This window comes from Bacillus sp. BR3(2024) (genome assembly GCF_039134555.1).
GTDB classification, from domain to species: domain Bacteria; phylum Bacillota; class Bacilli; order Bacillales; family Bacillaceae_G; genus Bacillus_A; species Bacillus_A cereus.
In genome coordinates, this window is record NZ_CP152438.1 from 344,644 (window position 1) to 358,704 (window position 14,061).

Sequence of the window (14,061 nt, forward strand, 5' to 3'; positions counted from 1 at the left end):
GGTAATGCTTTTTATTTAATAAACCGCAAAATTGGCTGATTTTGTGGTTTATTTTTATGGGCGATAAAATTTAACATGGCCACCATCACGATCAAACCAACCTCTAAATGCCCAGTTAATCCATCCGCCATCACCTTTATTCGTGAATTCCCCATCCTCAAATACCCAAATTCCAAAAGTGATTCCATCATATACTGTTGTTCCGAAGAATTTAACACCGTTAAAACGATCCTCATAGTTTTGGTTTAAGTTAAAAACCATAACATTATAACGTTGACCTGCAGAATAAAATGTTGATTCCATTACACCTTTTACAAATCCTGAACGATTAGTTTGACTATTAATAGCATTCCTAATCAAATTAGCGATACCTAATACATCTATACTTACATCTAAATTTGCACTAGCTTTCGCTGCATTTGGTAACTTAGACTCTACAAAATTAGTAGGTAATTCAGTAGATAAGTTAGTAGGAATATTAGTTTTAGCAGGAGAGACCTCAGCTGCACTTGCATCTGTTGGTGCGAACGCTCCCAATCCTCCTAAACCGATAGTTCCAGCTAAAGCAATGTTCACTAACTTTTTCATTTTTTTCATAAAAAAACCTCCTTTAAATTTTTATAAGGTATTCACCCTTACACCTCAAAGTATATATTTCTTATACAGAAGAGGCAAACGATTTTATTGAAAAGTTTTTAAAGTTTTAATAGTCCGAAATTTAATAAATATACAAATAAAACTATTTTAAATGCATATAAGGGATAAAATATAAAAGATATATACATTTATAGGAATAAAAAACCATTAACTGAATTTTTTGTAAATAAATGAAAAAACTTTTGTTTTAGTGTCTTAGATTCTTGTGCAAGAAATTCTTGCATTGTGTACAACGAGGTAGGGCCACATTGCTATTAAGGTAAAATGTTATAGTATCCCCAGAAAAAATCAATTTTCCAGACAGATAAGAGTTATATAATATTGCAAATAAAAACATATTATCAACTCTAATAGAATAGAGCTTTTAATTTATAGTAACTCAACCCTACTATATAGTATCATAGAACTATTTGTTTCTAATATTATTCCAGTTCTTATAGGGGAAAATATAAATCTCTGATAGAATACATAATAATTCCATATAAGGTGCTGCAATAAATTCGATAGAGATGTGACTAGCATTATTATATTATATAAATTACACTCTCTTTATTATTTCATAAATTACTTACTATACACTTTATATGAGGAAATGTATATTTTTCCTATAATACAACTGTTCGTTAAATCGGAATTTAACGAACACATGGATGGTGAGAGTTAACCCCTTCCCCCATCTTGTACAAATGTACAAAGACATGAAACTCTAAACTATTTAGACAAGAAAGTCTAAACTTTCATTTTGGGAACTTGAGTGGGACAAGAAAATCTAAACTAAAATTTTTTAGATTTACAGAACTAAATCCATGTAATCTTGTGTGAACGTATACGCTTAAATACTACGTTACTTTTATTTATAAAGAAAAGACACCCTAAGATGTCTTTCTACTCTGTAACAAATTTAAATACATAGTACATAAAAAATAGACAAGATAGAGATGCTAGTCTGCCAGCAATCGATTCTCTCATAAATTTCATAAGTATGACTTTGACAAGCAATGCTAAGAATAACGGTATAAACAGTACCATAGCAAGTTTGATCGCTAGGTCATTTATTGTTGGATTAAATGGTTCAAAATTAATTATAGTATTCACTTACCTTCCTTAAATTATTTTATCTATATAGTATGATTATATGAATAAACTCACTAAAAAGATACAATAAGGTTCCTTTCTCCAACTGAATCATCTTAATTTTAACCTGTTCTGGTGCAAATATAGGACACATTACAAGAAACAATCAGGAATTCCTACCGAAATTGTTCTTTTTTATCATATGCATGACTTCTACTCCTATATGATATTACCAAATATAACAAAAAAGCACTGCTATGGATGCTTTAGCCTACATATTCTTCTATTTTACTAAAGATACGATTAATAGCAGGTACTACGCATGCAGATGCTACAATTGCAGAAATAAGTTTAACAAAAAACAAGCTTACAGTCATATTAACACCCCCTGCTCTAATAATAAGCAGGATACATTACATAAATTTTAAAATCATATTATATTAATGTTAATTTTTGTTTATCTTTGTTACAAAGATAAACAGGTTCATTAAAGAGCTTGTTTTAATACAGCAACTAATTCATTTATACTTTTCATTTCTTCAATGAAGTCTTCAAGTCTTGAATATAGCCAAGATGTGTTCTTATCTTCTTCTAAAATAACTTCTTTAAGTTCGCATTCTAAGATTTAGTGATTTGCAAAAAAGCATTTGAACATCACTAGTTAAGTAGTCTACAGCTACTAAAGGTTGAGTTTGCAGTAGCTATATATATAAAGAACCCGGCATTTGTGCCAGGTTCTTTTTGGGTTATATTTGAGATTAGAGTTTTTTTAATTTAGTCTTTATTTCTTCTTTTTCTTCTTGTTCATCTTTTGGTGTACGCGTGAAGCATACGGAAATATTTCTTGTACCAATAACCTTATGAGCATCGGGTAAAAGTTTTTCCGTTTTCGCTTTATTTTCTAAACTCCGTTTGTTTCCATTTAAATCATTATTAAGGAAACTGCGAAAATATATTTTGTCCTGTTCATTATCTTTACTGGTAGGGTATGAATATGAACAAGCCAATCTATCTTTAAGCTGAATACTAGCTCTTGTTGGAATAGCGTTATGTAGAGCCTTGAAAAAATCTAGTGGTTTAAAAGGACCGTTTTTTGTATAATCAATTTCCAAGAACTCACAAAGTTTTTTGTATAAAATATCTTTCGGACCTACTAATGGTAAATGAAATGATTTGTAATTCCCTTCATTTTTGTATATTAATGGTAATTCTAAAAATTCTTTAGTGCCTCTTTTAAATAACCCCAATGTGTATACTTTATTTGCTGTATCATCATAACTTTTTTTATCATCTATATCCTTATAATCATATTTAAAAATAGCACTAATTTCCAAATTATTTTGATAGCGTATTCCATTTACAACTTGGTAATCAATATCTTTTAGTAACATATTCTCTGACAAAGAAAACAAATTTCTTAGTTCAAATGTTTCTCCCATGTTAATTCCCCTTTCTGTAAATTAAATAAACTTGTTTTTAGTGTGTATTTCTCCCTTTTATTGTATCGTGTAGTTGGGATGTATTTCAACAATTATGCTGCAGTGTCTTGTAAATGATCTATATCCCTTCCAGCATTGTAAGAACTGAAGTATTAGTATTGATACAGGGACATCATGACATATTTAAGTTATTGATATCATTACATTAAAGCAATTATTATTTAATGAATTAACAAATAAAAATCCCCCCACAATCAGGAGGGATTTGTTTTCTAAATAATTGACTTTTAAATGGTAGACCTAATATTTTATTGTAGCTGTAAACATTAAGTGACTAGTAGGGAATCATATAAACTATAACTTCCGTATTACTCCCTCATTAATTCCAGTCATATAATCTCCATACATATTCCTTGCGAAAAACTCGTTTTGTACTCCTAATTCCCACTTTTCGTTTGTAGTAGCTGCAAGATAAATAAACATATCTTTAACATGTAATTCAGTCTTCTTTTTATCATAATTGTCATAATTACTAAAGGAACTTATATACCTACAATACATCTCAAACAAGTGAGTTTCATCAAAATAAGTATCTCCTATGACACTGTAAATATGATCATTTCCAAAAAGGAACTCTGTCATTTTCGATATTAGGTCAAATTGATGCTTCTCTAGTACAAACCATTCTGCATCAAGGTGCTTAGTTTTTTCTGGTTCTGATTTATCATAACGAACTGCAGATGCAAGTTTAGAAATGTAGCTTCCTGTTATCACCACTAGCATATCTGCTAATTGTAATCCAACAAACTCTTTAGAATCCTTTTCTACCATTATATTTCCAAATCCAATACTCTCAAATGGCTTAGAAGGTATTCCTTGATCAAGAATTAGTGTGGATTGCTCAGGTTGCCATATGCCGTTTAACTTATTCTCGCTTAGCCATAAATCAACATCAGAGCTTACCTTTTCCCAGTCGAATGATACTTTTTCAAATACTACATCATTAGCTAATTTTTTCCCATTCCCAATGTCCTTTATCATTTTTTTGTAATATGCTATTTGGTTCCTCATTCTAGAAATGTTTTTATGTTTTGCCACAAACTCTTTCAAATCTTTTTGAATAGAGTATAGTATTTCATTGATTGTTTTTTCTGGATCAAAAAGATTTCTAATAACCTCTTCAGATGCTTCTAATTCACAATACTTTGTGAGGCTGTATTTAAACAAAATAGCGGAATCGATAAATCTTTTTGCTTCCAGTTGGAGAATCCACTGTGTAAGCCTAGCATCAATAACCATTGACATTTTATTTACTGAAAATAGTAAGTTAGAGACATTCGCATCTAGTAGCATGTTAAATAAATTTAGATAAAAACTACTATTTACTTCTTTCATACTTGCAACACCGAAATTGAAATTTCCTTTTAGAATATCAATTCCTTTTAGTTCTTTCTCAACCTTATTTTTTTGTCCGTTTCTATAGTTTTCAACCAGTTCCAGATATTTTTTGTTAACATTTTCTAGGGAATCTTCTGGAATATAAAGTACATCAGCTACATAAGAACGCATTAAATCATCACCGAGATTTATTCTTCTATCGTCACGGTATGTTTTTGGAATTCTGATTGTTTCTTGCGGTCCTTTTTCATCAATAAAGACTTGTCCCATTGTTAATCATCCTCTCTTCTGCTTCGGCCACTAAATTTTTACTACTGGTTTAATGCATTGTGAATAGATAAATAGTAAACTCTAAAATCACTATTTAACGCTTTTTCTTAATGTTAGTATCTATAAATATATTATATATACAATATATGTGTTTTGTATGGAGTTACTGTAAATTTTTTGGGAAGTTTTAATTGGAGAATTTTCATATAAAAATCATGCACCTGTTATCGTACGTTTATGTGTTGTTTAAATAAATTTATTCTCACTTCACATTTTTCATGTTCTTTTTAAGATCTACTCGCAGTTTAGTAAAAAACCTGAAAATAACGCTCTAAAATAAGAACCTATTTCCAGGTTTATACTGCATATAATAGAATATCGTTATTTTTAATGGCTAATACTTAATCTGCCATCTTCGAAAATTAGAATTGATTGGTATGATTCCATGAATCCCTCGGTTTCTGGGTCCCCAGCGTTAATAAGACGCGTATTATGCTTTTCCATATAATCTTGCATTTTATTAAATTTCTCTTTATCTACGATATACATGTAGGAATATACTTGTTCACCATCTATCTTGAAAGGTTCAGAAAGTTGGAATGTATCTCCATACTTCTCTTTAAAATACTTTCTTGCTTCTTCGTGGCTTTTAAAATTAGGAATTTCTGCTACTTCTTCCCGACTAATCCATAACTTTAATGACATTTTATTCACCTCATTGTAGTTATTTTTAGAAATTTTTTTAATGTATCGTATAGTATCATTATAGGTTATTGTTCTCGTGATCCCTATAATAATTATGAATATTCTGTTTTTATTAATTGTAATTTTTTCTATAAATCGTGTTTTCTCGAACAACACCTGCAGATACAAACTACATAATTATTACTATATTTCTGCTTATGTATATGCTGTACTCTTCAAGCAAAGATAAAAGCCCTCCTAATTAAAGAAGGGCTTTTATCTTTCATATAAGTGAATCCGATTTTATGATTTGAAAATGAATGTCGCCTGTTATACCCCTATAACGTTGACTGATCAGAGCTCGCTATGACTTTATTAAGTTCAATTTCATTCTTCTAATGTCTTACTAGCTGTGGTTAGTATCTTCATTGTGATAATCCCTCCAGTTGTCGTTTCATCTCATCAGCGTTCTCTTCATTACGCTTCTGAAGTTCCTTCCGTTCCTTTTCTTGCTTATGATTGTCGAGACGTTCCTGGCGGTTCTTATACTTTAGAGCATCTTCTTCAGTTTTCTTCTTGTCATCTACTTTCTTCTGTTCTTGCTTCTTTAGGAACTTCTCCCGGCGTTCTTCCCGTTGTTTGTTGAGTTCTTTCAACTCTTCAGAGTTTAAGTCCTTCTCAAGAATTTTTTTAGCCTTCTCATAGCTATCAGCTTGCTTTTCGGTCATTTCCTCTTTCGTGATAGCTCCATGCTGATAATCTACATAAATGCTTCTCTCCTTGTAAGGTACTTTTGAGTAATCCATTTTAGAATTCAGTGATACTTTCGGATCAACTTCCTTTTCTTTCGGGATTCCGCAAGCTCCTACTCCTATTGATAAGGCTAGGGTAAAAGCGATAGTTTTCTTGTTGAGTTTCATTGTGATTTTCTCCTTAGGTAGTCAATTTTTGAAGGTAATAATACCATTATATTATGAATAAGCAATAAAGATAAATACATATCGTTCCTTCTGGAACAACACCTGCAGGTACATAATACATAACTATTACTACAGTTCCGCTCATGTATATGTGTACTCTTCAAGCAAAGACAAAAGCCCTCCTAATTAAAGAAGGGCTTTTATCTTTCATATAAGTGAATCCGATTTTATGATTTTAAAAATGAACGTCGTCTGTTATACCCCTATAACGCTGACATTATTATTATACTAATGTATATAACGGAAATCAATATTATAGTAATTGGTAGATTCGCTCTCCTTCCCTATTTTTAACACTATCAATATCTTAAAAATAATATCTAAATATATATAGTTTTATAGTTTTATTTATTATATACTTATACAAGTAATTTAGCTCTTTATAAGAGTAGAAATTACGTTATATATAAGGAGTGGTTTGAATGAAGAACAAATTTACAAAAATAATCATGTTAATGGTGGTAATGGCTTTATCAGTTACAGCACTTGCAGCATGTGGAGATAATCGTGATCCTGAAGAAGTTGCTACAGCATATTTTGAAGATGCAAAAGACGGAAATGCAAAAGATTTTGGAGAGTTATTTACACCAGAAGCAAAAAAAATAGTTGGTTTTATTGGCGGAAATGCAGAATTAATGAAATCAATTAATGAAGATCTTAAAAGCTATAAGATTAGAAAAGTTGAAGAGAAAAACGAAATCGCTACAGTAACGGTTGATGCTGTGTATAAAAAAGATTCTAAAAACGATTATAAAAAAGTAATCGTAATTGAATTAGAGAAAACTGACGAAGGTTGGAAAATTAGTAAATCATAAAAAAACGGTCTAGAATTCTAGACCGTTTTTTAGTTCCCTTCATCTTCCTCTTCGAAATCACCTAGACTAGCAAGCAATTGCTGTAAAATATATAAAAGACTTATCTATTAAGTGGGTTTGCTTGTTTTCAAAACAAGCAAACCCTTCACAATAAAACTACTTTTATTTTTTATTTTAATTACATTATGAATCTCAGTATAAATGTGATATGTACCATAAGTTTGCTGGAACGGCAAACTTATGCTTCCGATTTTCTCTTTTAGTGACTTTTTCATATTTTTAATCAAACTTCACTTCAAATCTACACTATATTTAATGATACCCTGGGCATATGCTCGGATTAGGCGGCCATCCACAATGTGCAATTAGTGGATATGGAGGAGGAGATGCGGTCCAAAATGTAAGAATAAAGTTATATGCCTGTGGATGTCTCTTGTGACCACCAATATGTTTGTAATCTCCGTCGAGAAGCATAACCTTTTCGGATGCTGGGCAACTTCCTTTTTTATTAAACCCGTTATAAAACAACCCTTGACAATAGATACAAAAATCCCAATAAGGCTGCTCATTAGAATAAAGTCGAGGGGTGTCGTGCTTTAGGACAAAATGATATCCTTCTTTATGACGCTCATGAACACCTCCTGAGGGGCAGATTCCTTTATTGGGATAACCGTTAAAAAACATTCCATGGCATTTTTTGCAGTACTCCCATTCAGGTTGAGTATATTGGTTACTTGGGATACTATGATTTAGCATGTAATCGTAACCCATTCCTGTTTGTGCTTGCTTGTGGCCACCTCTTCCACCAGGACAACTCCCCTTATCAGGGTATAAGTTAAAAAACAACCCGTAACATTTTTCACAAAAAGCCCAATCTCTTTGAATAGCCAAAACGGCTTCCTCCTAACAAGATAATGAGTCATCACTTTTTTACACCAATATATGTTTTTATATATTTTTTATGTCTCGCATTATTCCAAAGCTACAATAGTCCTTGTGTCTGGAAGCCTATAAAAACCTTTAGCAATATCCATTCCCGTTATATCAATGGCTGCTCACGACCAGCTTATGTTTCCAGTTTCGTAAAAAAATTAGATACTCACTTACAAAAAAACAACAGTTTTCTGGCCAACTTAAAGGTAAAGTGACAATAAACCTCTTAATTTAGTCCCTCATATTTCCAAACGTTGACCAAAAAATAAAAATATGATATGGTTACTTTAGATTAGTTATATATTGAATGCATATTCAGTATATATAAAGTATAGTACTTAACTGAATTGCATAAACTAAAAAAGACGAGATGCTGTCAACATCCCGTCTCATAACTGCTACTGTCAAGGTGGCTGTTATTATGCATTATCTTTTTCTTTTAGACCCACGCTTGTACTTTGGTCGGTGAAGCGCGGGTTTTTTGTTGTCTTTTTTTTCGAATTGCTTTTTCAGTGCGTATGCTGAAACCTCACGCACAACTGCTCTTGCAATTTCTTTTAAAAGTTCAAACAAAAATTCCATGTTATATCACCCCCTTTCCTTCCGAATGGAAAGAAGGGATAATAACAAGCCCACCTTCACACGATATACAGTTATACTTCTATTTTACCATACTTCAACATTCTAAAATAGAAAATCTGTCCAATTTTAGTCTGTATATAATCTTTTAGTTAAGGAGTTTTATAAGATTTTAGTTTACTATAATCTAAATATGTACACTATATTTCTTGGTTTTTTTATAATTGACCTTAGTTTCATATGCTATTTTTTGAGAATATAAATTTGAAATAAAACTAATATATTTTTTGATGTATTCCGCGATGTATATCTGCCCAATTTCTCTAGCTTACTCATAGGCCTAATAAGTTCCATATGAAGTCTTTATATTTATAATCCTGGTATCATTACCTCTCATATCTTTCTTTTCACTTTTTTCATTTTAAATAAAACGCCCTTGTAATTATTCATTACCTTTTCCTCTATTTTCTAATTTATATATATTAACCCTTTTTTTGTAATTACAGTGATTTTTTCAGGAATGCACCCGAAAAACGACTCCTTAAAATCGTCTGTAATCGTTTTTGGATCATTAGATAATGCAATTACACTCGAAAGTTAAAAGGTTACTTAAAAATAAAAATAGACCCCTTATAACGTTTTTTGTTTTTTGGGGGTCTATTTTCTCTGAAATTTCTATTCTTCTATGTCTTCTTTTACTTCTGCGGTTAAAATGTCTTCAGCAAACTTCTTGTAGCCATTATACCCTTTCATTTCAGCCTTTTTCTTTATTGCTTCCAATACCTTTTCATCAAGGTATAGACTTAAATGCTGCTTTTTTTCTTTCGACTCCTCTTTTGATCTATTTTCAATTCTTTCTTTGAAAATTTCCAAATCGGATTTTAAGTATAATCGTTCAGTGGATTTCCCTTTAGCAATCTCTTTAAAGGGCAATATCCCATCTTTAGCCGCATTATGAACGTAAGTCTTAGATTTATTTAGAAATTCAGCTGCCTCTTTTAATGTTAAAGAGTCTTTGTATAATTCCTCTAGCTTTTTTACGTCTTCTTGCTCAAAACGATATCCGCCATCTGCTTTCCAGGTATCCAGATTGATAGGTTCGATCTGTTTATACTTAATTAAATAGCCTAATTGATTTTTGGTTAAACCTACCTTATCGCATACCTCTTCTAAAGATAAATAGTCCATTTCTCACCTCATCCGAAACTCTCACTCTAGCTGTTGTTTGAATTTTCTTAGTTGATACTTTGTTAAACCTGTTTCTTTTACTACATCTGTGATTGAGTACTCCTTATACTGAAGATACTTAAATGGATTTTCCATATAACGTTCTCGTACTTTATTAAATGTACTCTTTTTCGACAAAGAATTCAATTGCTCTCCTTTTTCTCGTATGGAATCGAAAATGGGACAACCTTTACAATGTTTGTAGTTTCTCTGTTTTGCCTGTTCTTGCTCATCTGTACAATTCACTGATAGGTTGTTCAGAGAGCAAATTGAACAATGGGTACTTTCTAAATTGTGGATTTCATGTAAAATTTTCAGACGAAGATGAGTCAAAAAAATCTCCTCCTACCGCATTTGGATTGAAATGTACAAAAAAACGAGTTTAACATTTCCATTATATATCATCTAAACAGAAACGTTAAATTTTAAGGTAAAAATATTATTTTAATCATTTAAGTTTATACCACGGTAAATTATAAGATTATTGTGTCAATCACTAAAATTTATTTTTAGTTACGTATTATTCTTTTATAAAAAAGTTTAATTATATCTGTATCATGTTGTTTTTTGAAGCTTTTAATTTTCTTAACTAAATTCAATAATTTGTCTTCTGTTTTTCGAACTAAGTTAGAGCTATAAAACCAATAAGCTGAATATTACTACCTGTCCTTTGGAATATTAATAATATATTTTATTATTTTTCAAATCTATTTGTATATGAAATAAGGAGGTCACAATGGGATTCATAATTAGTGATATAGAAAAAAGATGGCCAGGTAGTAAAATCCCTTTTGAAATTAGCGATGCAGATTTTCCGAAATATGGATTGGACTGGCAAGTAATTCAGGATGCTATTGAACAATGGAATAATAAATCTGATGTACCGCTTGTATTACGTAATAATGAAAGTGATTACGTAATATTCAAGTCCGGTAAAGAATATTTATCTGATATTGGAAGAACAAAAGGTATGCAGATAATTTATTGCAATATCGATGTGACAAAAGATAAATTTGCGATTGGAACTGTAATACATGAAATCGGCCATGCTTGTGGTCTTTTTCATGAACACCAACGTCCAGATCGAGATAATTTTGTAAATGTAATGAGTACTGATCCGAGAGATTATCTAATATCCCCACATGGTACTATGGTGGGCGATTATAACTGCTGCTCAATTATGCACTATCCAGAAATTCCGGGGAAAATCTCCAATGTAACTTGCACAACTATTGGACAAAATACATTGTTAACTAGGGGAGATTTAGAGGCAATTCAGGCAATGTACCCAATTGCTGAAATAACTACGTTAACTGACACAAGTGACTATGGAACCTCACTTGTATTTAGACAAGACAAACTTTTTATTGCATGGACGGGAGAAGATGATCATATTAACATAGCAAACATAAACTTCCAAGGAATTGGCCAAAGCTTTCTTGAGAATAAGGTAACATTAAATTATAAGAGTAACAGCAGTCCTGCACTGGTCACTCATCAAGGTCAGCTGTTGTTGTCACATACAGGAGAGGACGATCATATCTATGTAGCGGTTTTGGACATTGATCCAAATGGAAAAATCACCGTTCAAAAAAATAATCAGTTAGGATTTACGAGTAACAGTAGTCCTGCATTGGTTTCTCATCAAAGTCAGCTGTTATTGTCACATACAGGAGAAGACGATCATATCTATGTAGCCATTATGGACGTTGATCCAAATGGAAAGGTCACTGTAAAAAAAAATAATCAGTTGGGATTTACGAGCAATTATAGTCCTGCATTGGCATCTAATAATGTTAATATTATTTTGGCATTTACGGGAAAAGACGACCATATCTATGTAGTAGGCGTTTTCACAAGCCCAAATGGAACTGTCAATATAAGTCCAAATTACAAACAACTTAACGAAGAAAGTAAAGCAGGACCGACAATAGAATTTCATGTAAATCGACTATTTCTAGCGTGGAGAGGCAACGACGAGTATCTAAACATCATGGTCTCAGATGATTTTGGGCTAACTTTCCATGATAAACGTTTATCTTATGAATCTTCCAATAAAAGTCCATTGCTAGCCGCGAATCAGGACTCTCCCTTTGATTCGCTTTTCATTAGCTGGAAAGGTGCTGACAATGAAAACTTAAACATTGGAGCTATTACGTTACCTCCCGTTGTACCTGAGTTGGTTGGATTCCCTCATAGCGGAAATGCGTTACAAAGCACTATTGGTATAAAAGGAAACTACGAGTTACTAATAATCCAAGACGAATCATTGGAATATCTTTCTCATAACAACGATAATCTAATTTCATCTTGTGATACAGGACCTCAGGATTGGAAAAAAAATCCTCCTCCATTTAAAGAGGACCGGATTGGAATAACAAATGTTACTTTGTTTCAAAGTAATTTTATAGATATGGGTATACATGGGAATCTCGAGGCAATCGCACGAGCAAATAATACCAAGCTTTATTCTTACTCTTTCTTTGAGCAAAAGCAACAATGGGCTGGTCCGAAAGAAGTAATAGTTGACGGGAATTTAATTAATGGGGTTTCGGGGAAGCCTGCTCTGATACAAAGTACCTTTGGTAAAAAGGGGAATTTAGAAATGTTAATTCCACTTGACAATGAGTTAAAGTATTGTTCAATTAATATGGAAAAACCAGGCTCTCCACCTTGGGCAGATTGGGAATTAGTTAAGTGGCAGCCAACTGTTCCTAAGGGTAAAACAGTCAAGGGTGTAGCATTAATTCAAAGTAACTATAAGGATGATGGCTTTCATGGAAGACTCGAGGCAATCGCATGGTTAGAAGACATACTTGGAGAAAAACCAACTGGGTCATTATATTATTATTATTTGAACACTGATACCCTAACCTGGAGTAACCCGGAGGAAATATTAGTATACAAAAAGCCAATAACGGGTATTACAGGTAATCCAGCATTTATTCAAAGTACCTTTCACTCGAATCTTGAATTCAAAAAGTTTTGTAAGATACGTAACCATGAAACACTTTGTTCCAATGGTGACTTCGAAATGCTTGTCCCAATGAATAACAGACTTGCTCATTATTACCGAAAGAATGATTCACCTCTAACTTCTTGGGTAGAAAGAAAATCAGAGCCAAAAATTCCAGATATGTACTCTGTAAAAAATGTTGCGCTGTTTCAGAGTAATTTCCGTAGCAATTGCGTCCAAGGTAACTTAGTTGCTATTGTACATATGGAAAAAAAAGATGACAGACTAGGTACACGTCTATACTCTTACTGCTTTGATAGTAAAAACGAAGTATGGAAAGGGCCGTTTCCAATAACTACACAAGGAAATAATATTACAGGTTGGATTCAATTTTAATATAACTATTAGGAGGGGCAGCAACCAAACGCTATTTTCGTAGGCTAAGCGATTTTTCATATAGAAAAAGCCAATTTCCTGTACGCGAAGGTATCATTGGCTTTTTTATTTGTTAGAAAATATTGTGATTATAAACATGCAGACTTAGGTATTTGCAAAAAGAATTTCAATTAAACCTAGAGAAGAAATCTCTCAGCAACTCATAGCTCAGGGGAAAGCTCGTGGACAATCATCTGCTACAACACTTGCCGGTACGTACCGAACACTAACAACTAATTTTTCAGTAACACCTTTCTATAGCCCTTCATTAAGGTTTTATTGTGAAACAAATGAATGGAGTGGAAGCTTCAGGGGTATTAAGGAAATAAAACATATTAATATGAATAGAGATGCAAATGGTCTTTCTAAAACGTTCAATGGTACATTTCAAGCGAACTTAGAGGATCCTAACAGAATTTTCTATATTGTTAATGGTGATTTTCATAATAATGGCACAATTACTTTTAATGGCAATGTATCCATTACTGTAGGGAAGACAGGAAGTGTAGGTTTTAGTGCATCTTATGCGACAAGTCACTATAAATATATTTACAAAGAAGGATATGTATATTTTTAAAATTGATAAATTTTTAAATGGTCGATTACTTCTTAAT

At 32.1% G+C, this 14,061-nt stretch carries 12 protein-coding genes and 1 pseudogene; 3 read left to right on the forward strand and 10 right to left on the reverse strand.

Going from position 1 to position 14,061, the window contains the following annotated elements:
* Positions 1–54: 54 nt before the first annotated feature.
* The 6 genes and pseudogenes from V7S45_RS29035 to V7S45_RS29060 form a co-directional block, all read right to left on the reverse strand.
* Positions 55–396: pseudogene (locus V7S45_RS29035) on the reverse strand (stress protein); the annotation flags it as partial.
* A 1,146-nt stretch (positions 397–1,542) separates the two neighbouring features.
* Positions 1,543–1,752 carry a hypothetical protein gene (locus V7S45_RS29040; RefSeq protein ID WP_025686983.1) on the reverse strand — a complete coding sequence of 70 codons (210 nt, stop codon included), beginning with the start codon at positions 1,750–1,752 and terminating at the stop codon, positions 1,543–1,545.
* Positions 1,753–2,489: 737 nt separating this feature from the next.
* A complete protein-coding gene (locus V7S45_RS29045) occupies positions 2,490–3,170 on the reverse strand; it encodes a DUF6037 family protein (protein WP_342762001.1) in 681 nt (226 codons plus the stop codon).
* Positions 3,171–3,524: 354 nt separating this feature from the next.
* The gene (locus V7S45_RS29050) at positions 3,525–4,838 is read right to left on the reverse strand and encodes a hypothetical protein (protein WP_000531855.1); all 1,314 of its coding nucleotides are present in this window, start codon (positions 4,836–4,838) and stop codon (positions 3,525–3,527) included.
* Between the two features lie 387 nt (positions 4,839–5,225).
* Positions 5,226–5,543 (reverse strand): hypothetical protein, encoded by a 318-nt coding sequence (locus V7S45_RS29055; RefSeq protein WP_000053835.1) that lies wholly within the window; start codon positions 5,541–5,543, stop codon positions 5,226–5,228.
* A gap of 404 nt (positions 5,544–5,947) precedes the next feature.
* A complete protein-coding gene (locus V7S45_RS29060) occupies positions 5,948–6,442 on the reverse strand; it encodes a hypothetical protein (RefSeq protein ID WP_025689785.1) in 495 nt (164 codons plus the stop codon).
* 482 nt (positions 6,443–6,924) lie between these two features.
* Here V7S45_RS29060 and V7S45_RS29065 point away from each other — a divergent pair, with 482 nt between their 5' ends.
* A complete protein-coding gene (locus tag V7S45_RS29065) occupies positions 6,925–7,317 on the forward strand; it encodes a DUF4878 domain-containing protein (RefSeq protein ID WP_000790829.1) in 393 nt (130 codons plus the stop codon).
* 312 nt (positions 7,318–7,629) lie between these two features.
* Here V7S45_RS29065 and V7S45_RS29070 read toward each other — a convergent pair whose 3' ends face one another.
* The 4 genes from V7S45_RS29070 to V7S45_RS29085 form a co-directional block, all read right to left on the reverse strand.
* Positions 7,630–8,208, reverse strand: coding sequence for a hypothetical protein (locus V7S45_RS29070; protein WP_342762002.1), 579 nt, complete (start codon positions 8,206–8,208; stop codon positions 7,630–7,632).
* 468 nt (positions 8,209–8,676) lie between these two features.
* A complete protein-coding gene (locus tag V7S45_RS29075; RefSeq protein ID WP_000394773.1) occupies positions 8,677–8,832 on the reverse strand; it encodes a hypothetical protein in 156 nt (51 codons plus the stop codon).
* A 672-nt stretch (positions 8,833–9,504) separates the two neighbouring features.
* Positions 9,505–10,017, reverse strand: coding sequence for a helix-turn-helix domain-containing protein (locus V7S45_RS29080; RefSeq protein WP_088346662.1), 513 nt, complete (start codon positions 10,015–10,017; stop codon positions 9,505–9,507).
* Between the two features lie 21 nt (positions 10,018–10,038).
* A complete protein-coding gene (locus V7S45_RS29085) occupies positions 10,039–10,389 on the reverse strand; it encodes a transposase (protein ID WP_342762003.1) in 351 nt (116 codons plus the stop codon).
* A 403-nt stretch (positions 10,390–10,792) separates the two neighbouring features.
* On the opposite strand from V7S45_RS29085, the gene V7S45_RS29090 reads away from it, so the two are divergent.
* Both V7S45_RS29090 and V7S45_RS29095 read left to right on the forward strand, forming a co-directional pair.
* Positions 10,793–13,408 (forward strand): M12 family metallopeptidase, encoded by a 2,616-nt coding sequence (locus V7S45_RS29090; protein ID WP_342762004.1) that lies wholly within the window; start codon positions 10,793–10,795, stop codon positions 13,406–13,408.
* Positions 13,409–13,787: 379 nt separating this feature from the next.
* Positions 13,788–14,024 carry a hypothetical protein gene (locus V7S45_RS29095; protein ID WP_342762005.1) on the forward strand — a complete coding sequence of 79 codons (237 nt, stop codon included), beginning with the start codon at positions 13,788–13,790 and terminating at the stop codon, positions 14,022–14,024.
* The last annotated feature ends 37 nt before the right edge of the window (positions 14,025–14,061 follow it).

Coding starts and splice junctions, on each gene's coding strand:
- V7S45_RS29045 (WP_342762001.1), bottom strand. CDS start 3,170: ATGGGAGAAACATTTGAACTAAGAAATTTGTTTTCTTTGTCAGAGAAT.
- V7S45_RS29050 (WP_000531855.1), bottom strand. CDS start 4,838: ATGGGACAAGTCTTTATTGATGAAAAAGGACCGCAAGAAACAATCAGA.
- V7S45_RS29055 (WP_000053835.1), bottom strand. CDS start 5,543: ATGTCATTAAAGTTATGGATTAGTCGGGAAGAAGTAGCAGAAATTCCT.
- V7S45_RS29060 (WP_025689785.1), bottom strand. CDS start 6,442: ATGAAACTCAACAAGAAAACTATCGCTTTTACCCTAGCCTTATCAATA.
- V7S45_RS29065 (WP_000790829.1), top strand. CDS start 6,925: ATGAAGAACAAATTTACAAAAATAATCATGTTAATGGTGGTAATGGCT.
- V7S45_RS29075 (WP_000394773.1), bottom strand. CDS start 8,832: ATGGAATTTTTGTTTGAACTTTTAAAAGAAATTGCAAGAGCAGTTGTG.
- V7S45_RS29080 (WP_088346662.1), bottom strand. CDS start 10,017: ATGGACTATTTATCTTTAGAAGAGGTATGCGATAAGGTAGGTTTAACC.
- V7S45_RS29090 (WP_342762004.1), top strand. CDS start 10,793: ATGGGATTCATAATTAGTGATATAGAAAAAAGATGGCCAGGTAGTAAA.
- V7S45_RS29095 (WP_342762005.1), top strand. CDS start 13,788: ATGAATAGAGATGCAAATGGTCTTTCTAAAACGTTCAATGGTACATTT.